Here is an 18,624-nt window from a genome sequence, read left to right as displayed (position 1 = left end):
AAACAACACCCAACCATAACCACCACAAGCGGATGATCATCGACATCGGATGCTTTCACCAAATACAAAATTCGGCACTGACATTCATCGACACACTGTTGAGTTCTCAAAGAACACGCACACACCATTTCGTTCGCATTCGCGTTCGATCCGGGGCTTACACGCTCATACCCCGAACATGGCTGATTTCTCTTACCTTGTTCGGGAGTGCCAGTTCGAACTTCGTCCAACCTCGTGTCCCGCACCTCTCGGTCCGGGTCGGTGTCCGTGTCGCTCTGACTCGACAAAAGTTACGCCAACAAGAACGGTTGTGCAAATCGCCTGGTCAACGGCTCACATTGGTTAATTGCAGACTCCACGCCGTCCGATCGGACCGCATACGGTGGATGCATGCTCCTGAATCCGCGCTACGGGTCCGCATCGTTGGCCGATGTGGTGCCCTCGATACTCTCTCATCTCGGTGTCGAGGGTGAGGTAGATCGAATCGGTTTGGACTTGGACGGCGTTCGTCGAGTGTGTGTGCTCGTTGTCGACGGCCTGGGTTCGGACCAACTCTCGGCCCACCCCAAGCAAGCGCCGTTCCTCAACTCTCATTCGTCGCCACCTATCACCGCAGGCTTCCCCACTACGACGGCAACCAGCCTGAGTTCTTTCGGCACCGGGCTACCGCCTGGCTCGCACGGAATCATGGGGTATCTCGTCGAAGCTCCTCGCCATGAGCGATTGATGAACAGCCTGCAATGGAAGCTCGTCGGTGCCAGGAAGTCCGAGGGGCTTCCGGCCGACCTCGTTCCCGAGTGTTTTCAACCCTCCCCGACGGCCTTCGAGCGTGGGCTCGATGCCGGTGTGAGGGTGGCGCATGTCGGACCATCGATGCAGAACGGTTCGGGTCTTACCCGCGCTGCGCTGCGTGGGCCGACGTTTCACGCGTCGGTGTCCATCGGAGATCTGGGAGCCCAAGTCGGTGACATCTTCGATTCAGCCGGGCCGACATTGGTCTACGCCTACTACGGAGATCTCGACCTGGTCGGCCATGTTCGTGGTCCGCAGTCGCTCGCATGGCGACTGGAGCTCGGTCACGTCGACGATCTCGCGCAGGCGATCGCCGAGCGCCTTCCACATGACGGCGCACTGGTAGTAGTGGCGGATCACGGGATGGTCGAAGTCGAGGACAGAATCGACTACGACACCTCCGTCGAACTGCAGCGGGAAATTCGCCTTGTAGGTGGAGAGCCGCGGATGCGCTACCTGTATACCCGCGAAGGAGCCGGTGACGATGTAGCTGCGACGTGGCGGGAGCACCTCGGCGGCGGCTTTCGCGTCATAGCAAGGGACGACGCCGTCGATCTCGGATGGTTCGGCCCGATTGTCTCTACGGACGCCTACGGACGAATTGGAGACCTACTGGTCCTGGCGAACGATCGGTCCGTGGTGATTCGGAGTCGCACGGAAGTGTCGGCATCGGCTCTCCGCGGACACCATGGGTCGTTGACGTCGGCTGAACTCATGATCCCGGCCCTGGTCATCCGTGGGAAGAACTGATGCGAACGATTTGTGTCGGTACCCCTCGCTAGGTTTCTCTCCGTTCGAGAAGTTCGCGGTTGATGACGGGGAGAAGCAATGTCGACGTTCGAGATTCGAGAACTGGATAGCTCGACGGAGAAGGACTGGCGACGGTTCGCGTCGCAACTGGGCGATCGGCTCGCATCCGGTGAGTGCACCGCAGATTGGTCACTGTCGCCGGCATTCCTGCCCGAGGGTGCCGAGAAGCTCGAGATGCGACTGCGGACGACTACGCGCAGAACCCTCGTGTGCGTGTCGTCGGGACTGTCGAATCCACCTTCGCCTTGGCGCCCATCCGGTGTTTCCGACATTCACGTTTTGGAAGAGCCAGTCTTGTGTGCAGATCGGTTCGCTTCGACGGTTGTCACACAGCTTCGTCGCACGTGGAACATCCCGCACCCAAGCTTCCTCGTTGGTTCGCAGGACGGGAGCACCGTCGAGGGCGTCTTCGGAGTAGAACTACTCGGCGACGCCGGTGAGGTCCTCGAGCCGATGGCTTCCTCGATTCATGCTGACGAGAAGGCTCTCTCGAGAGCAGTCCGAAGGGCATTGCAGGCGCTCCCCGGGCAGGAAATACGCATCGCGTCGGACGGAAGCTGCTTTATCCAGTTGGGCAAGGTAAGTGCTCATGTTTATATCGCTGCTCTCGACGAAGTGCGGGTCGATGCTCCGATTGTCGAGAGAATCGGCGGTCGAACACGCGCTGCCGAAGTGGTCGCGGATCTCAATCGTCGCCATCCGCGGCTGAAATTACTCCTCGTCGACGACCGCGTTCAACTCTCCTCCATCATCGAAGCACGGCCCTTCGTACCCCAACACTTGATGGATGCGGTCAGCCGTCTCGCAGATTTCGTTACCCGAGTCGATGATGATTTCGCAGCCTATCTCGGTGGCAGGCTCTCGACATCGGCATTTCCTATCGGTCCCGGGGAGGCCTCGGACGATGCAACCGAGGAGGAAGTGCCCACGCAGTTGATGGCGTTGCTCGAACTCGATGCAGAGTCGGGCGGGACTATCGACGCCGAGGATGTCGTATCTGTGTGTGGGCGGGACCAGATGAAAATCGCTCGCTACGAGAGGTTCTGCGTCGAGCAGTCAGAGTCCTGGAAGGAATGTGCGCGTGAGGCCCGTCTTCGCGGCGAGGACGCCGCTGCATCGGAATGCGAGGAGGAGGCAGTTCCTTGGGAACGTGTGGTCGAGGCGCTGCGGTCGGCGCTCCGCACTGTCGGGTTCTACGACAAAGCCTGAAGCTGGGGGCCCGATCGACTACGGATCGGGCCCAGCAGACGTCAGATGATCGCGACTGCGTCGATCTCGACAAGCATCTCTTCACGCGGAAGTCCGGTGAATACCGTAGTGCGGCTTGGCAACACTTCACCCCTCGTGTGCTTCTTCACGAATTCGCCGTAGGCGTCGTTCATCTTCGCGAAGTCCCCGCGCTCGGTGAGGTACACCCGGAGCATGACGACGTCGTCGAATGTCGCACCGCTCGCTTCCACGATGGCACGAACGTTCTCGAGCGTCCGAATGGTTTGTGCGGCTACATCTCCCGGGTACAGGTACTCGTTGGTCTTCGGATCTACGGGACCCTGCCCGGATACCTGAACGAACGGCCCCTTGCGAACACCCTGCGAGAACGTATGCGCCGGCGCCGGCGCCCCGTCGGTTCGGACTGCGATTTTCTCGCTCATCTTTATCCTTCCTCACTGCTGTCGACATCATGTGCAGGTATCCAACCGAGGTCCGCGGAGATCGCCGCCGCCACTCGTCGAACCTCCGGGAGCGTCGCCAAAACTTGGGAGTGGTTGAGAAGCATGTCGGGAACCGACATCGACACGGCGGCCACTACTGACCCGGTCCCGTCGCGGATGGGCACTCCGATGCAGTTCACGAATGACTCGTGCTCTTCGTGGTCCTCCGCGTATCCCTGCTCGGCAACCAGATCGAGCTCGGCAAGGTATTGCTCGGCGCAATCGATGGTCCGATCAGTGAAGCGCTCGTAGGGTATTCGCTCGGCAATGTTCACGCGTTCGGTGTGCGGACGTGCTGCCACGAGAACCTTGCCGACCGCTGTGCAGTGCAATGGGGCGGGGCGTCCGATTCTCGAATACATGCGCACGCTTTGCTTGGCGTCGAACTTGTCGATGTACACCGCCTCGCCTGATTCGTAGGTTGCGAGGTGAATCGTTTGGCCGGTAGTGACATTGAGTTCGGACAAATGTGGTCGTGCGACTGTGCGCACGTCACGCTGTTCGAGTGCACGATTGGCCAGCTCGAAGAACCGGGATCCGAGCACGTATCGATGATTCGAATCGTGTTGAACGAATCTGTCGGTTTCCATCGTGCGCAGTAGACGCATCACGGTCGTCTTGTGGACTTCCAGTTCTCCGGCCAGCTGGTCGAGGGAACGGGACTCGGCTCCGAGTAACCCAAGAATTGTCAGTGCTCGGGAAAGGCTCTGACTCATGCGGTCACCAACGTCGAGTACTGCAGCAGGCGCCAGCCTTGGTCCGACAGGTCGAGAGCGGATCGACGTGCCGGCGCCTGGAGCACTTCGGCGATATCACCGTGTGCGGTAAGTGCCCCCGCAGCACAAAGGTGACCGAGCCGCACGCGCCCGACGGGCGTGAGCCCGTCCAACAAACCGGTGAGATAGCCACCTGCAAATGCGTCACCTGCACCGATCTTCTCGACGACGTCGAGTGTCAACGCGGGGACGTCGATTCGGGAGCGGCCTTCGAACGCGGTCACGACGTGGGCATCGTTCTTGATCACGAGGTGGTGAGGTTCTGGAAACTCTGCCCGCAATGCGTCGGGGTCGTCGATACCGAACACCTCGTTCGCTTCGTCGGCACCCATCAGAACGACGTCACTTCGACGGACATGGTCCGCGAGAACCCTCGGCGCGTGCTGCAGTCGGGAACCCCATAGCGCAGGACGATAATTGAGGTCGAAGCTCACCATCGCTGCGCGAGCAGTCAATTGGCGTGTCAAGTTTTCTGCGGTCTCGGAAAGAGCGACAGTGATTCCGGAGAAGTGAACCAACTCTGCGGCCTTGATCATCGCGACAGCGTGTGCACTGTCGATGTCATTCGGCGAGAGCGCGCTGGCCGCGGATCCCGTCCGAAAGTAGGTCATCTTGCTCTCGCCGAGAGGTAGATCCCCTGGAGAACCCGTACCTGCACCGCGTTCCTTGACATACAGGCCCGTGGGCCGACCTTCATCACGCGTTACGGCTGAGGTATTCACTCCCGCGGAGTCCAGTTCGTCCACCAGATAGCGCCCGAAGCCATCGTTTCCCACTCTCGAGATCCAGGCAGCATCGACACCCAACTGCGCGAACACTCGTGCCACATTGGCTTCCGCCCCCCCGGCGGAACGGGTGAAGGTCTCCGAGTTTTCGAGTGGGCCAGGAGTCGCAACAAGCACCACCAGTCCTTCGCCGACGCATATTGCTCGCGGCAATGTCACATCGATCTCCTTCGAATGCTTGCGGCTGGACGTGTTTCGTTGCACACTACTAATCGTAAACACATTGCGCAACATGCGTTGCGTAATACGCAACGCAAATCCCCGGCCGACGCGTCAGCCAGCCCCTGGAGGTTCCGTCTTGATCGACTCGAATGCCGTGAACGCCCTCCGAACGAGGACTCTCGGCCCCGAACACAAGTCCGTCCCCCCGAGTACATGGGGGCAGTCGGTCGAGCAGTTCATCAGCACCGCCCCCACCCTGGCGGACTTCCAGACTCCGTTACTCACCTTGGATCGCGGGCGCATGCAGCACAACATTGCAGTCATGGCCGAGTGGGCGCAGCACGCCGGAGTGCGGATCGCACCGCACGGCAAGACGACGATGGCGCCTGCGCTGTGGCGACTCCAACTCGAATCAGGCTCCTGGGCAATCACTTTGGCTACCATTTGGCAGGTGCAGCTCGCTCGAGCGTTCGGCGTCGAGCGAATAATGCTCGCCAATGCCCTCGTCGATCCGGTGGGACTGACCTGGCTTGCATCCGAACTGGAAGCTCACCCTGAATTCGAATTCTACTGCTGGGCAGATGGTCTCGCCACCGTAAAGGCAATGAATGCTGTCCTCGCTTCTTCGGCGGGCGCTCGTCGGGTCAACGTGATCGTCGAACTCGGTGGAGAACACGGGCGAACTGGCGCACGGACGACAGAGTCTGCTCGTGCCGTCGCTGACGCTGTCGTCGCATCACCATCTCTTGCCCTCGCCGGGATCGGTGGGTACGAGGGCGCGCTGAGCCATGACCGCTCACCCACCGGTCTGACTGATGTCCGCACCTACTTGGACACCGTGGCCGCCCTGCACCGGGAACTACTCGATGCCGATCTCTACGACACCCACGCCGTCGTGACGGCCGGTGGCAGCGCCTATCAGGACCTGGTGGTCGAGCGATTGGCTGCCCTGGCAGACGAGAAGGGTGAACGTGGCGTTGCCACGTCGGTGGTACTGCGCTCGGGTGCCTACATCATCCACGACGACGGATTTTATTCACAGATTTCGCCGATGAATTCGGCTCGCTCGGACAACCCGTTGAGATCGGCGATGCACGGCTGGGCTCGCGTTGTGTCCACGCCAGAACCCGGGTTGGCATTGCTGGACGCTGGAAAGCGGGATCTGCCGTTCGACGAAGGACTCCCGGTACCCCAGAGCGTGGAGCACGCCGAGGTCACCGCACTCAATGATCAGCACGCTTTCCTACGGATGCCCGAAGACTCTGCAGCACTACCAGTCGGAACCGTTGTACGCCTAGGCCTTTCGCATCCATGTACGGCATTCGACAAGTGGCGACTCATCCCGGTGATCGATGACGTCGACTCCGACAATCCCCTCGTTGTGGACCTCGTCCACACCTTCTTCTAGGAACACGCTATGACCGACATTCTCATTCGTGGCGCAGACGTCGTCGACGGCACGGGTTCACCTCGCATCCGAAGTGATGTCCTCGTCGCCTCGGGCCGGATCGAGGCGATCGTCGAGCCCGGCGGCACCCACTTCGCGGATCGAATAATCGATGCGAAGCCTGGCAACGTGCTCGCGCCAGGCTTCATCGACATGCACGCGCACTCGGACCTCAGGCTGCTCACCGATCCCGGCCATTTTCCGAAGATCAGTCAGGGTGTGACCACCGAAGTGATTGGGCAGGATGGTATTGCCTACGCGCCGGTCGACGACGCAACTCTCGACATCATCCGTCGTCAGATTGCCGGATGGAACGGCAATCCACGCGATCTGGACTTCTCCTGGCGTTCGGTTGCGGAGTATCTCGACCGCCTCGATCAGGGCATTACTCCGAATGCTGCGTATCTTGTGCCACAGGGCACGCTGCGCTATCTCGCCGTCGGCGGAGACCGGCGTCCGGCCACGTCGCGCGAGATCACCCGCATGCAGGAGTTACTCGCAGAAGGGCTCGCCGAGGGTGCGGTCGGCATGTCGAGTGGACTCACTTACACCCCCGGGATGTACGCAGACACGAGCGAACTTCGTGCCCTGTGCGAGGTCGTTGCCGACTTCGGCGGGTTCTATGCGCCGCACACGCGGTCATACGGCGCCGGCGCGCTCGAGGCCTATCAAGAGATGCTCGATCTGGCCCGCGATACGGGCTGCGCACTGCATTTGACGCACGCCACCATGAATTTCGGTGTGAATCGGGGTCGCGCAGGGGAATTCCTCGACAAGGTCGACTCGGCGATCGCCGACGGCTGTGACGTCACTCTCGACACCTACCCGTATCTCCCTGGCGCGACGACGTTGTCGGCCCTGCTTCCCAGTTGGGCCATGTCCGGTGGACCCGACCAGGCGCTGGCCAGGATGGCCGATCCCGAAGTACGTGCCCGCATCGCCGCGGACGTAAACGTCAACGGTTCCGACGGTTGCCATGGAGTGACGGTCGAGTGGGACACCATCCAGCTCAGCGGCGTCGCGAACTCGGAACTCGACGGGTATGTCGGCCGAACGATGATCGATCTCGCTGCCGAGCTGAGCAAAGCACCGGTGGATATCTTCTTCGATATCCTTCAACGAGATCAGCTGGCCACCACCATCCTTCAACACGTGGGGCACGAGGAAAACGTCCGCGAGATCATGGTGCATCCGAACCACATGGGCGGCAGCGACGCAATCCTCGTCGGTGAGCGCCCGCATCCCCGGGCATGGGGAACATTTCCCCGGTACCTCGGCCATTACGTGCGCGAGGAGCAGCTATTGGGCTTGGAGGACTGCATCAATCACCTGACGGGCCGTCCCGCGCAGCGGCTGCGCCTGACCGACCGGGGGACGATCGCAGAGGGATTCGCGGCCGATTTGGTGCTGTTCGATCCCGAGACCATTCGCGATACGGCCACCTTCGACAATCCGAAACAACAAGCGATAGGAATCAGTCACGTGCTGGTCAACGGCCAAATCGCCATCGATGATGGAAAGCCCACAGGCAATTTGGCCGGCCGAGCATTGAGGCAGGTTCGGTGAACGCCCTGCAGACGATCCTCGATGATCGCGCACTCGCTGTTGTCCGGGCTCCCTCGATCTCTGATCCGGTAGCCCTCGCCGAGGCTTTGGCGCGCGGAGGCATCCGGGCTGTCGAACTGACCTTCACTACGCCGGGAGTCCTGGAATTGATGCGCGCCGCAGCCGATGCTGGGGCAGTCATCGGGGCCGGGACCGTCCTGACAGACGAGCAGGCACGCTCCGCGATCGATGCCGGCGCACAGTTCCTCGTCACACCTGGACTGCGCCCTACTGTGGCCGAGGTCGCGCTTGCCCGAGGCATTCCCGTCGTGATGGGTGCACTGTCGCCCACCGAGGTGATGAACGCACTCGATCTGGGTGCGGCAGCCGTCAAAATTTTTCCGGCGCGCGCATTGGGGCCTGTGCACTTCAAGGACCTTCTCGGGCCCCTTCCCGATGCGAAGCTCATTCCGTCGGGCGGGGTCAATGCCTCGAACGCAGCAGAGTTCCTGAGCCAGGGTGCAGTCGCCGTCACGGCAGGCACCGATGTCGTTTCTCCACAGAGCGTCGAATCCGGAGACTGGGCCGGAATTACCGCTCGCGCAGAAGCTTTCGTCATATCCATGGGTTGATATATCCAACCCTTACCGAAAGGCAACCTATGAATACCGCTGTCGACTGGCTCAGGACCTCCACTCCGGGCCTTCTCGTGCTGTGTGGTTTTGCGATCGCTGTGCTTTTGGTCGTCATCATCAAGGTCAAACTCGAGCCGTTCATCGCACTATTGATCGTCGGACTCGGTCTCGCACTGGCAGCTGGGCTGCCGGTGTCCGAGATTGTCGGTACTGCACTCAAGAGCAACGAATCACTGCTCGAGACGGGCTTCGGTGGCATTCTCGGGCATATCGCAGTCATCATCGGGCTCGGCACTGTCCTCGGCGCGATCCTCGAACGCTCCGGTGGCGCACAGGCTCTGACGTCGAAGCTGCTCGGGATCTTCGGTGAGCGCGGCGCACCCATCGCGATGGGCCTGCTCGGCTTGATTTTCGGCATTCCAGTCTTCTTCGACATCGGGATCTTCGTGCTGGCACCCCTCGTCTACGTAGCAGCGCGCCAAGGTGGAAAGTCGCTCGTGCTGTACGCCCTGCCGATGCTGGCCGGGTTGTCGATGACCCATGCATTTTTGCCACCTCACCCCGGTCCGGTCGCGCTCGGTGGCCTTCTCGAAGTGAACTTGGGCTGGCTGATCCTGATGGGATTCGTCTGCGGCATTCCGGGATTCATCGCCGCAGGCCTCGTTTGGGGTAATTGGATCGGCAAACGCGTGATCGTCGATGTGCCGGACGACTTCATCAACGACGCCCCCGACGCCCCTGACGGCGCAGGCGGCGCCTCGGTTGCTACCAAGCGTTCGGTCGTCACCACTCCCCCTTCAGTCGGTCTCATCGGCACCATCATTGCCGTGCCGCTGGTTCTCATTCTCGGAGCGACGTTCGGCACGATTCTCCTCGATCCAGGCAACCTGTTGGAGGTACTGACGTTCCTCGGAACGCCTGCCGTTGCCCTACTCATCGCAGTGCTCATTGCCTTCTATGTCCTAGGCATCCGCCGCGGCTCGACGGTTCAAGAATTGAGTGCGCTGACCGGTGAATCATTGCGCCCCGTCGGCATGCTGCTGCTGGTTGTCGGTGCAGGTGCCTTCTTCGGCAAGGTCATCTCTGCAACCGGAATCGGCACTGCGCTCGCCGACGCGATGGCGGCTGCGGGTTTACCGATCATCGTGCTGTCGTATGTCATCAGCTGTGCACTTCGGATCGCGCAGGGTTCGGCAACGGTCGCGATCGTGACCACCGGCGGAATCGTCGGTCCACTCGTTGCTGCCCAGGACTACTCCCCTATGGCAACGGCGCTGATCGCTATGTCCATCGCGGCAGGCTCGATCATTTTGAGCCACGTCAACGACGGTGGCTTCTGGATCATCGCCAAATTCTTCAACATGACAGTCAAGCAGACGCTGCAGACATGGACTGTTCTCGAGACGATCCTGTCGGTGGTCAGCTTTGCCGTGGCGGCCGTACTGTTCGCCATTGTCGCCTAGCTGGGTTACGTGAGTTGGTCGCCGACGAAATGTGTGTTGTCGGCGGACAGTTCACGATTTCCTGCTCGGGATACGAGAGCGTCGATTCTGTTGTCGAGGCTGTGTGCTCGCTGTATGACGTCTGTCGCAGAATAGTCGTCCTCGGCTCGCGTAACCAGGTCCGCGACCCTGACCAACGCAGCAACCCTGTCGATCAGTTGCGTCCATACCGACTCGAGCGCAGCACGGCGGGTGGCGACCTGGACTCGCGTGGCGTCGTCGAGCATCACCCTGGCGATGTCATCTAGTTCGGTGCTGATGTCGTGGAGGGAGTTGGTGTCGACGGCGACCTGAGTGAGTTCCTCGGCAAGGTCGAGTTGCGTGCGCTGGACGAGAAAGTGCTCGGATCTCCACACCCGGGAGGAGTTCACGCGATCGTACGACGTGCCGGCGATGAACAGCAGAGTCTCGTATCGGTCGGCGAATACATCGTCCTTTTGATCTGCGACCTGAGCCATCATTGATGATGCGCGCTCCCCCACATTTCCGAACCGAGTGTCCTTCGATACCCCAGCAACTCGATCAGCGGCAACATCGAGAACCGACAGCCCTGTTCTAGCGGCGAGCCCGCCGATGTGCTGCCTCGGGACGGGGGTATGCAGCAGCGCATCGAAGAGTGCATCACGCTGGTCGAGATCCAAGTGAATTCCGTCGCGGCGCTCACGTCGAACGGCGCGGACACCATGTGCGTAATAGTCGGTCGACATCACCACTATCGTTCGAAGGCGATCGAGACGCTTGGTCAGCTCAGCGGCTCGCATCCGGTAGACCAGCGCAGATCCCGGCTTGTTCTTCGTATTCTTGGCCAACCATCGTGCTCGCTCCTCGGCGAGGGTTCTCGCAGCAGCAAAGCCTCCGATCGAGGGCACCGACCTTTCCGCTCTACGACGCGCGGCCAGAATTTCCCTGGTGGGGGGATCCAGCAGGCCCGCAGCGATAGCCACCGAGGACGCGTCGGACAGCATCGGCCATCTGCCGTCCACTCGCGCACGCTCACACCAACGGCGAACCTGCTCTTCGACGCGTTCTCGGCTAATACCGATGTCTGTGTGCTCGGACATGTCAGCTCCTCGTGGCTTACGACCAGAACCCACTGTCCCAGAATTCCCACCACGTTGGTGCGCGGCCCATTCACATTCATAACCGACCGCACCAGGCATCGGGACGTTTCAGTGACGTCTCGGCTTCTCCTTGCCGAGAAGCGCCTTGGCCTCGTCGAGGCCTTCCCACACGTTCCACATGAGGACCCCTCGCACCTTGTCTTCTTCGAGATAGTAAACGACACCTTCTCTGGGCTCGACTTTCCATTCCTCGACGGCCCGCAGCGATGTATCGATAGTTCCCACGGCCTGGTATCCGTCATCGAAGACGTCCGAATAGAAGTACGGCGTGTAGGTGTACGGGTCGGTACCGCCTGCCATGATGCGGCCGACTGACTTGCCCATCTCGATTGCGTTGTCTACGTGTTCGATGCGTCGACGGCCCAGTATCGCGTCGGGATAGTTCGCGACGTCGCCTGCCGCGTAGACATGCCGATCGTCGGTCCGAAGGTACTCATCGACGACGATGCCGTTGTCGACGGCCAATCCACTTGCTTCGGCAAGTTCGACGTTCGGGCGAACACCGAGGCCGAATACGACTCCATCTGCTTCGACGCTCGAGCCGTCGTCGAGTTGTAGTTGCACTCGCGCCGATGCCTCGGCGGCAGTTGTCACCTTGACTGCCCGCCGAATCGTGACGCCATGTTCACTGAACCCCGTCTCGAATGCCGCCGCGAGAGAGGCCGGGAACATGTGTCCACCCACCACGTCGTCGCTGGTGATCAGAGTCACCGCGACTCCGTTGAGTGCGAGAGCAGACGCAATTTCGGTACCGATGTATCCACCTCCGACGACGGCAATGTGCGAAGCCGTTTTGGTCAGGTCCCGCAACGCGCGATAGTCGGCGAACGTACGAAAATAGATGACTCTCGGACTGGGAGCGATGTCGAGTTGGACCGGTGATGCTCCGGTCGCCAACAGCAACTCTCCGTACTCGACAGTGTCTTCGGATTCGATCGTCACGGTTTTGTTTTCACGATCGACAGACCGGACTCGGGTATTGGTGTGTACCTCGGCACCGGTGTCGGACGCAGTGTTCAGAGGAACCTGATCGCGACCGAAGTCCTTGTCCGTCCACAGCTTTTTGGACAAGGCCGGTCGGGTGTACGGCTCGTCGCTGTCGGCCCCCAGAATGCCGATTGTCCCTGAGGTGTCCTTCTCGCGGATGCCGCGGGCTGCGGCGTCGGCGACCATTCCGCCGCCGACAATGAGGTAGTCATAGCGCACGATGAACTCCTTGCGGTTGTCTTTGTCGAGCGACTACCCCGAAATCCGCACCGACAATCCCGAAATCCGAACGGGCGATTACTGTGCCGATCGTCTGTGTCAACTGAACCGAGGATTCTTCTCGCACGAGCAGTACCCGAGAGGTTTCGCTCCGAATAGTTGATATGACGTCGACGCTTTACGCCAGAAGCGGCCGCTGATGCCACGTCGAAGGGTCGAGACCGTAGCCAGATGCCGAATACGACGGTGTGAACCTCGATTGTTGCCAGCATCACAGCCCGAAAGGCTTGGCCCCCGCCTGATTACTAGGCATCTTGGTGCAGGGTACGAAACATCGTTGACACATAGAACTAACGTGTAACAGTTCCGAGGGATCGAACGACTCACTCCTCAGGACGCGAACAAAGGAGACGATGTGACATTGCAGATCGATTCGCTTGCCACCAGCGCCAACGAAGCACAGTCAGAAGTCGAGATCGACCGACTCGATGAGCAACTAGTCACGCTCGACGCCACTATTCTCGACGCGATCGAACGCCGCACCGAATTGGCGCGCACTCTCGCTGCTGCCAAGGGTGATGCGGAAGTTCCAGCTGACTCGACTTCTTTCGATGCCCTCGGGTCGGACGGCTCGGTGTTCTCTCGGGTGCTTGCACGCATTGCATCGAGCACACGCTAAGTAGTTACGTCCCCCGTCCTTCGCAATCAGTGGCCCCGCTCGAAGCCAACAGGCTTGATGCGGGGTCACTTGCGTTCGGTCGGCCAGGATGGGTTCGAGTGCCCAGTGCTCACAATGCTCGCAGCGCGCCGCCGTCGATGGTGACCGTCGAACCCGTGATGTACGACGCGGCGGGCGAGGACAGAAACGCGACAACTCTTCCGAACTCGTCAGGGTCACCGATCCGCCCGAGAGGTATACGAGCCAAGTCCTCGTCGCCGACGGCTCCACCGCGACTTGTATCGAATCGACCTGGCAAGACGCTGACGATGCGAATTCCTCGTGCACCCAGCTCGTCTGCCATATCCTTGGCGACCATTGCCAGCCCTGGTCGCAGACCGTTCGAGATTCCGAGGCCTGTCAACGGCGACTTCACCGAACTCGACAGCACCAGCACGACTGCGCCGCCCTCCGTCATCGATGCTGCTGCCGCCCTGACCAGCCGTACCGTTCCAAGAAAGATCGAGCGAAACGCGTCTTCCCACTGCTCGTCCGTCGCTTCCAAAGCTGTGCCGAGCGGTGGCCCGCCAACACTTACGACGAGACCGTCGATCTTGCCCCAGTGCGCGAGGGCAGCCTCGACGACAAGTTCTGCACTGGCCGAATGGCCATTGTCGGCGACCATTCCGTGCACAGCGTTTGGGCGATGAGCGCCGAGGTCTGTCACCGCGTCGTCGACTTTCTCCTGAGAGCGAGACGACACAGTCACCTTCGCGCCCTCGCGAAGCAACTCGCGAGCACTTGCCAGACCCAGCCCTTCGGTTCCACCAGTGACGACGAACGACTTACCGGACAGTCCCAAATCCATGAATTCTCCTCTTCGACGAAACAGCGGGAACGCGCTATAAGCTCGTTCCCGCAGACCCATCTTGCTACAGAGCTACGCAGAGGAGACAAGCCGGTCGCTCGACAGCCCCGAGGATCAGCGTGGAGAGGATGCCGTTCGCCGACGCTCGTGACCGGTTACAAGTGGGCGGGCAGACCGAATCTCTCGAAAAGTGTCAGATCGAAGAATGACGCCACATGTACGACCCGGTCGGCTCGAAAATCGAGAACATGCAACTGAAAAGCGACATGTCGGCCTGACTCGTTTCGCATGTACAGCCCGTACGCCGGTCGGCCGTTGGCAAAGGTGGGCAGCATCCGCATGTCCCCCGGCCCGCTGGCGGGGCAATTGCCCCGGATGAGCGCGCCGATATTTTCCCCGCCCTGATACCACCCGACGAATGGCGGCATTTCCCACACCGCGTCCGTGGTGAACAGCTCGACGAGCTGACCGATGTCGTATCGCTCGAAACTGTCGACGTACTTTTCCAACAATTTTTGGATCTCCGCCGACGAGGGCTCGAAGACTCCGTCCTCGGCGGGCGTGACCGAGTCCAGTTGCGCTCGTGCGCGCTGCACGAGGCTGTTGACCGCCGTCGTGGTCGTTGCCAGTGCTTCGGCTACCTCCGAAGCTTTCCATTGCAGGACCTCACGCATCAACAGCGCCGCACGCTGCCGTGGCGAAAGGTATTGCAGGGCAGCGATGAATGCCAAGCGGATGGATTCTCTCCCGACGACAATGCTCGCTGGATCGCCCGAATCGCTCAACTCCGAATCTGCGATCGGCTCCAGCCAGGAAATCTCGTGACGTTCGATCAGTTCGCCTGTGGGATCCGAGCTGGGTGCTCCGAGACCTGTAGGCAGCGGACGCCTCGAGCGTCCTTCCAATGCCGTCAAGCAGGTATTGGTGGCAATGCGATACAGCCAAGTCCGCATGGACGACCTGCCCTCGAACTTTCCGTAACCTTTCCAGGCTCGGATGTACGTCTCCTGCACGAGATCCTCGGCGTCGTGAATGGACCCCGTCATTCGGTAACAATGAGCCAGTAGCTCGCGCCGGTACGGGTCGAACTGCGTAACGAATTCGTCGCCCTCTGCGACCGTGGTCGTCATTTCTTCGACAATAGTGCCCTCCCCCGACAGATGCGCGGTACTTTTCACACCCGATGCACGACGTACCGCGGCACAGGTCGGCGGCCACTCGTACCTGCGCTAGCCTTCGGTGCACCAAGGCCGAAGTTCATCGATCGAAAGCAGCCCCCATGACAACATCGACGAGCATCGATGACCTCGTCGAAGAGGTGTATCTGCAGCGTGGTCGCGCTTGGCAAGCAGCGCTGGTCACGACGCAGAACTTTCTCGAAACAATTGCCGACGAGATTCTCGACAATGTCGACCGTGACCGCCTCAATGCCCAGTCTGCGCGAATCAAGGACCCTGCCCGGGCCGCGGACAAGTTGCGACGCAAGATTGCCGAAGGCCGGATCACCGAGCCGAGCACGGTGGATGAGGTCGTCGATGCTCTCGGTGACCTCATCGGAATCAAAGTCCTGTGCAAGAGCCCCCGCGATCTGCACGCGTTCGTCGAGGCATTGGAGCTGGCCTGTCGGGATCCCGAGTGCTCGGTGCGCTTCGCGAAAGACCCGATGAATTACGTGGCGTTTCCCAAACCGAGCGGCTATCGGGCGTACCACGCGGTGCTTCTCGTTCGGGTTGCCACGCACCAGGGCGACCTGGATGTCAAGGTGGAAGTTCAGGTGAAGACCCGGCTGCAAGACGCCTGGGGCGAGCTGACCCACGAGGACATGTACAAGCCCGGAGAGGCACTCAAGCCGTCGAAAACTCATGAAAATCAAGCTCGACTTATGGCCGACCTGCTGTTGCAGGTCGACCTCATGGCAGACGAACTCGCGGCACAACTCGATTCACAAACCACAGCTGCCAAAGACGTTGCCGCCGATCCGACTCCGGTGCCGAAGGATTCCGCGATCATCAGCGCGCGCGTGACCAGGACCGGTCCGCGCTACGCGTTGGCCGTGGGCCCCGACGGTCGACGCGGGCTCATCCCCGCCAGGTCGGTGAAAGCCGTCATCGGAGCCACGGACCGTATCGATGTCGACGACTACCTCGAGGTGGGGGATGTCGTTCAGGTCGTCGTCGAGGATTCCGAAGATGCGCTGTACTACCATCTTTCGTCTCAGCCACCGTCGCGTCGATCCAGGCGCCGCCGACGCGGGAGGGCGGGAGCGGAGCCTGCGGAGTGAGCTTTGGACAGGGCGGGAGCGGAGCCTGCGGAGTGAGCATTGGACAGGGCGGGAGCGGAGCCCGCGGAGTGAGCTTTGGAAAGTGATGGAGCGGAGCCCGCGGAGTAAGCAGGTTCGAGGTGTCCTGACTATTCGCGTCGGGAGGTCTGTCTGGTGGGTTCGCGTCCGTCGAAGTATCGAAGGAGCGTCTCGTCTTGCGCGTCGGGGTACCAACCCGGCGCAATTCTGGTCTTTTTTCGACGGCTCGGGGAGCGGCGTTCGCTGCTGACCACGGTGGCACCGATTCCGGCGAGCACGGCGCACGACCCGATTGCCAAGAATGCGATCACTGCTATTTGAAACAGATCCATGTGTTCGGTTCCCCCGACCCCTGCGAACTCGTCGAACTGTCGTCACCCCGGTATACCGGCCCCACCGACCGGGTTGGTTCAGCGATGATACTGACACATGTTCCACCCGAGGGTGAACGTATGGGTGCACTACCACCACGCTGCCTCAGCAGCCGGGTTGTTTCACCTGGGCTTCTCAGGTTTGTCCTAGGTGGGTCGGGTGGACCTCTCTTCCTGTGACAGCCACCGATTCATCTCCCACTCCTACGGCAATTGTTGCCGAGGTACCGGCGATCGGGTGCGGCCGGTTGGGCGCAGACCGTGTCGTCCCGGTTGCGGCGTTCCTTGTCCTGGCACCTCTGTATGCGACGCTTTCCGTCCTGGGGCATCGCCAACTCCGCACGTCCGGATTCGATCTGGGAATCTTCGTTCAGCAGATTTCGTCGTACGCGAATCTGAGTGCACCGACGTCGGATCTTCTTGGAACCGGTTTCAACACCCTCGGGGATCACTTCTCTCCGATTACTGCGCTTCTTGCGCCGATCTACCGACTTTTCCCTTCCGCTGAGACGCTGCTCGTGGCCCAGGCCCTGTTGTTCGCCGCCGCTGTTCTTCCGCTGGCTCGCTGGGCGGTTCGAGAATTCGGCGCGCTCTGCTCTCATCGACGCGGTGGTGCGTAGTCGACGTCATGGACAACTCACCGAGCGAGGCGTCCGCACGATAGCGGTCGCGGTCGCTGCTTTCGCTGTGGTTGCCTTGCCTTTTCTGCCGCTGGCTCGACTTGCCAGTGCGGACGGTTGGCGTGTCGACCCGCAAACGACGGCAGCGCGTGTCATCTCGGATTCGATCCCCCACGACGAGCGAATCGCGGCCTCGAACAACCTGGTTCCTCAGTTCGTCGCCACTCATGACGTTTCGGTCTTCCCCCAACGTCCGACCGACACCACGACACCGGATTGGATCGTCGTCAACCGATCCCATCCAGCAGGCTGGCCGACAGCCGAAGAGGGCGACTCTAAGGCGCTCTACGTGGCCTTGTCCTCGGGATACGAGGTCCGGTACGAGGCGAACGGTATCGAAGTTCTCCAGCGAACACCTGTGGGCGGGGATGCCGGATGGTGCTCGATTCTCCGACAATCCTCTCGCAGCGGAACCAAAATCTGGACTGAGCTGCCAATACTTCACCGTCTTGGAATCGGGGACACCAATTACGACGGACCGGGAGGCGGGTCGCGATACCGACGTACCACTAGCAACCAAATCCACACCGAAGCGCACTCCGCGGAATCGCAAGAACCCATATCAGGCCACCGTGCTGACCAACCGTGTTCTGTCCGGCCCAGGTTCGTCGAAGGAAGTCCGTCACTATGCCTTCGCTCTGGGCGACAGCGGTCTCGTGTACGAGCCAGGAGACGGGCTCGGAGTCCGGCCGATCAACAATCCGAGGTTGTCGATGCGCTGGTCGGTCGACTCGGTGTTTCCCCGGACACCACGGTTACGCTCGAGGGATCAGAGCAGCGCCTCGCCGAACTCCTCACGTACTCGTTCGAGATCGGCGTGCCATCGATGGATCTCATCGAGGCCGTTGCCGAGCGAACCGGAGACGACGAGCTGGGGCATATCATCTCCACCGGTGATCGCGACTGTCTCGACGCGTGGATCTGGGGCAAGGACGTTCTCGACGTTCTCTCGATCGATCCGAAACTCGGTATGGAACCGTCCGAGCTCCTCGATTTGCTGCGGCCCTTGATCTGTTCGACGTACCTCGCGGATCGGGTAGGCGAAGGCGGCAGGTGTCTTCCTCTCCCCCAACAAGTCGTTCCGGCTGCCCTCCGACGACGATGTGCCGGTAGTTATGATCGGCCCTGGTATAGGCGTCGGGCGCGCAGAGCGTCGGGACGAATCTGGCTGTTCTTCGGAGACCAACATCGAAGTAGCGACTTCGCCTACGAGGACGAGTTGACCAGGGTGTCTCACGACGGTGTTCTGAACCGG

18 protein-coding genes and 2 pseudogenes are annotated in these 18,624 nt (G+C 60.9%); 11 read left to right on the top strand and 9 right to left on the bottom strand.

Features of this window, described 5'->3' with window-relative positions:
• The first annotated feature begins 390 nt into the window (after positions 1-390).
• Together O1W68_RS19305 and O1W68_RS19300 are read left to right on the top strand one after the other, a co-directional pair.
• Positions 391-1,542, top strand: coding sequence for an alkaline phosphatase family protein (locus O1W68_RS19305; RefSeq protein ID WP_269306311.1), 1,152 nt, complete (start codon positions 391-393; stop codon positions 1,540-1,542).
• A gap of 78 nt (positions 1,543-1,620) precedes the next feature.
• Complete coding sequence (locus tag O1W68_RS19300; RefSeq protein ID WP_269306309.1) at positions 1,621-2,811, top strand: T3SS (YopN, CesT) and YbjN peptide-binding chaperone 1; 1,191 nt, start codon at positions 1,621-1,623, stop codon at positions 2,809-2,811.
• 41 nt (positions 2,812-2,852) lie between these two features.
• Here the strand turns inward: O1W68_RS19300 and O1W68_RS19295 are convergent, their stop codons facing one another.
• From O1W68_RS19295 to O1W68_RS19285, 3 genes are read right to left on the bottom strand one after another with little or no spacing between them, the layout of a single operon-like run.
• A complete protein-coding gene (locus O1W68_RS19295) occupies positions 2,853-3,254 on the bottom strand; it encodes a RidA family protein (RefSeq protein WP_269306307.1) in 402 nt (133 codons plus the stop codon).
• A gap of 2 nt (positions 3,255-3,256) precedes the next feature.
• Positions 3,257-4,030, bottom strand: a complete 774-nt coding sequence (locus O1W68_RS19290; protein ID WP_269306305.1) for an IclR family transcriptional regulator — start codon at positions 4,028-4,030, stop codon at positions 3,257-3,259.
• Positions 4,027-5,079, bottom strand: a complete 1,053-nt coding sequence (locus tag O1W68_RS19285) for a sugar kinase (protein ID WP_269306303.1) — start codon at positions 5,077-5,079, stop codon at positions 4,027-4,029. Before O1W68_RS19285 ends, O1W68_RS19290 begins: the two co-directional genes overlap by 4 nt.
• 28 nt (positions 5,080-5,107) lie before the next feature.
• On the opposite strand from O1W68_RS19285, the gene O1W68_RS19280 reads away from it, so the two are divergent.
• From O1W68_RS19280 to O1W68_RS19265, 4 genes are read left to right on the top strand one after another with little or no spacing between them, the layout of a single operon-like run.
• Positions 5,108-6,445: an amino acid deaminase gene (locus O1W68_RS19280; RefSeq protein WP_442972416.1), complete on the top strand. Its 1,338-nt coding sequence runs from the start codon at positions 5,108-5,110 to the stop codon at positions 6,443-6,445.
• Positions 6,446-6,454: 9 nt separating this feature from the next.
• On the top strand, positions 6,455-8,050 hold the full coding sequence (locus O1W68_RS19275; protein WP_269306299.1) for an N-acyl-D-amino-acid deacylase family protein: 1,596 nt from the start codon (positions 6,455-6,457) through the stop codon (positions 8,048-8,050).
• On the top strand, positions 8,047-8,661 hold the full coding sequence (locus O1W68_RS19270; protein ID WP_269306297.1) for a bifunctional 4-hydroxy-2-oxoglutarate aldolase/2-dehydro-3-deoxy-phosphogluconate aldolase: 615 nt from the start codon (positions 8,047-8,049) through the stop codon (positions 8,659-8,661). Before O1W68_RS19275 ends, O1W68_RS19270 begins: the two co-directional genes overlap by 4 nt.
• 29 nt (positions 8,662-8,690) lie before the next feature.
• Positions 8,691-10,127: a GntP family permease gene (locus O1W68_RS19265; RefSeq protein ID WP_269306295.1), complete on the top strand. Its 1,437-nt coding sequence runs from the start codon at positions 8,691-8,693 to the stop codon at positions 10,125-10,127.
• A 5-nt stretch (positions 10,128-10,132) separates the two neighbouring features.
• On the opposite strand, the gene O1W68_RS19260 is transcribed toward O1W68_RS19265, so the two are convergent.
• Both O1W68_RS19260 and O1W68_RS19255 read right to left on the bottom strand, forming a co-directional pair.
• On the bottom strand, positions 10,133-11,227 hold the full coding sequence (locus O1W68_RS19260) for a hypothetical protein (RefSeq protein WP_269306293.1): 1,095 nt from the start codon (positions 11,225-11,227) through the stop codon (positions 10,133-10,135).
• A gap of 108 nt (positions 11,228-11,335) precedes the next feature.
• On the bottom strand, positions 11,336-12,493 hold the full coding sequence (locus O1W68_RS19255; RefSeq protein ID WP_269306291.1) for an NAD(P)/FAD-dependent oxidoreductase: 1,158 nt from the start codon (positions 12,491-12,493) through the stop codon (positions 11,336-11,338).
• 415 nt (positions 12,494-12,908) lie between these two features.
• Here O1W68_RS19255 and O1W68_RS19250 point away from each other — a divergent pair, with 415 nt between their 5' ends.
• Positions 12,909-13,172 (top strand): hypothetical protein, encoded by a 264-nt coding sequence (locus tag O1W68_RS19250; RefSeq protein ID WP_269306289.1) that lies wholly within the window; start codon positions 12,909-12,911, stop codon positions 13,170-13,172.
• 109 nt (positions 13,173-13,281) lie between these two features.
• On the opposite strand, the gene O1W68_RS19245 is transcribed toward O1W68_RS19250, so the two are convergent.
• Positions 13,282-14,019 (bottom strand): SDR family oxidoreductase, encoded by a 738-nt coding sequence (locus tag O1W68_RS19245; RefSeq protein WP_269306288.1) that lies wholly within the window; start codon positions 14,017-14,019, stop codon positions 13,282-13,284.
• A gap of 155 nt (positions 14,020-14,174) precedes the next feature.
• A complete protein-coding gene (locus O1W68_RS19240; protein WP_269306286.1) occupies positions 14,175-15,149 on the bottom strand; it encodes a sigma-70 family RNA polymerase sigma factor in 975 nt (324 codons plus the stop codon).
• A 149-nt stretch (positions 15,150-15,298) separates the two neighbouring features.
• On the opposite strand from O1W68_RS19240, the gene O1W68_RS19235 reads away from it, so the two are divergent.
• Positions 15,299-16,300 (top strand): GTP pyrophosphokinase, encoded by a 1,002-nt coding sequence (locus O1W68_RS19235; protein WP_269306284.1) that lies wholly within the window; start codon positions 15,299-15,301, stop codon positions 16,298-16,300.
• Between the two features lie 128 nt (positions 16,301-16,428).
• On the opposite strand, the gene O1W68_RS19230 is transcribed toward O1W68_RS19235, so the two are convergent.
• Positions 16,429-16,650, bottom strand: coding sequence for a DUF2510 domain-containing protein (locus tag O1W68_RS19230; protein WP_269306282.1), 222 nt, complete (start codon positions 16,648-16,650; stop codon positions 16,429-16,431).
• Between the two features lie 215 nt (positions 16,651-16,865).
• Here O1W68_RS19230 and O1W68_RS19225 point away from each other — a divergent pair, with 215 nt between their 5' ends.
• The 3 genes and pseudogenes from O1W68_RS19225 to O1W68_RS21555 form a co-directional block, all read left to right on the top strand.
• Positions 16,866-17,309 carry a DUF2079 domain-containing protein gene (locus O1W68_RS19225; protein WP_269306279.1) on the top strand — a complete coding sequence of 148 codons (444 nt, stop codon included), beginning with the start codon at positions 16,866-16,868 and terminating at the stop codon, positions 17,307-17,309.
• Positions 17,299-17,652, top strand: a pseudogene (locus tag O1W68_RS19220) (DUF2079 domain-containing protein); the annotation flags it as partial. The gene O1W68_RS19225 and the pseudogene O1W68_RS19220, both read left to right, overlap by 11 nt.
• Positions 17,537-18,016 (top strand): annotated as a pseudogene (locus O1W68_RS21555) (hypothetical protein); the annotation flags it as partial. The pseudogenes O1W68_RS19220 and O1W68_RS21555, both read left to right, overlap by 116 nt.
• 122 nt (positions 18,017-18,138) lie before the next feature.
• Here O1W68_RS21555 and O1W68_RS19210 read toward each other — a convergent pair.
• Positions 18,139-18,441, bottom strand: a complete 303-nt coding sequence (locus tag O1W68_RS19210; RefSeq protein ID WP_269306322.1) for a hypothetical protein — start codon at positions 18,439-18,441, stop codon at positions 18,139-18,141.
• Positions 18,442-18,624 lie beyond the last annotated feature (183 nt).

It is taken from the genome of Rhodococcus sp. H36-A4 (genome assembly GCF_027158005.1).
Classification (GTDB): domain Bacteria; phylum Actinomycetota; class Actinomycetes; order Mycobacteriales; family Mycobacteriaceae; genus Rhodococcoides.
The sequence above is the reverse complement of the archived record's forward strand: the minus strand, read 5'-3'. Positions and strand labels throughout refer to the sequence as shown.

What these genes read in the sequence shown, in the direction of transcription:
- O1W68_RS19265 (WP_269306295.1), top strand. Translation starts at nt 8,691, where the DNA reads ATGAATACCGCTGTCGACTGGCTCAGGACCTCCACTCCGGGCCTTCTC.
- O1W68_RS19235 (WP_269306284.1), top strand. Translation starts at nt 15,299, where the DNA reads ATGACAACATCGACGAGCATCGATGACCTCGTCGAAGAGGTGTATCTG.
- O1W68_RS19230 (WP_269306282.1), bottom strand. Translation starts at nt 16,650, where the DNA reads ATGGATCTGTTTCAAATAGCAGTGATCGCATTCTTGGCAATCGGGTCG.
- O1W68_RS19245 (WP_269306288.1), bottom strand. Translation starts at nt 14,019, where the DNA reads ATGGATTTGGGACTGTCCGGTAAGTCGTTCGTCGTCACTGGTGGAACC.
- O1W68_RS19290 (WP_269306305.1), bottom strand. Translation starts at nt 4,030, where the DNA reads ATGAGTCAGAGCCTTTCCCGAGCACTGACAATTCTTGGGTTACTCGGA.
- O1W68_RS19295 (WP_269306307.1), bottom strand. Translation starts at nt 3,254, where the DNA reads ATGAGCGAGAAAATCGCAGTCCGAACCGACGGGGCGCCGGCGCCGGCG.
- O1W68_RS19300 (WP_269306309.1), top strand. Translation starts at nt 1,621, where the DNA reads ATGTCGACGTTCGAGATTCGAGAACTGGATAGCTCGACGGAGAAGGAC.
- O1W68_RS19260 (WP_269306293.1), bottom strand. Translation starts at nt 11,227, where the DNA reads ATGTCCGAGCACACAGACATCGGTATTAGCCGAGAACGCGTCGAAGAG.
- O1W68_RS19275 (WP_269306299.1), top strand. Translation starts at nt 6,455, where the DNA reads ATGACCGACATTCTCATTCGTGGCGCAGACGTCGTCGACGGCACGGGT.
- O1W68_RS19240 (WP_269306286.1), bottom strand. Translation starts at nt 15,149, where the DNA reads ATGACGACCACGGTCGCAGAGGGCGACGAATTCGTTACGCAGTTCGAC.
- O1W68_RS19305 (WP_269306311.1), top strand. Translation starts at nt 391, where the DNA reads ATGCTCCTGAATCCGCGCTACGGGTCCGCATCGTTGGCCGATGTGGTG.
- O1W68_RS19280 (WP_442972416.1), top strand. Translation starts at nt 5,108, where the DNA reads ATGCGTTGCGTAATACGCAACGCAAATCCCCGGCCGACGCGTCAGCCA.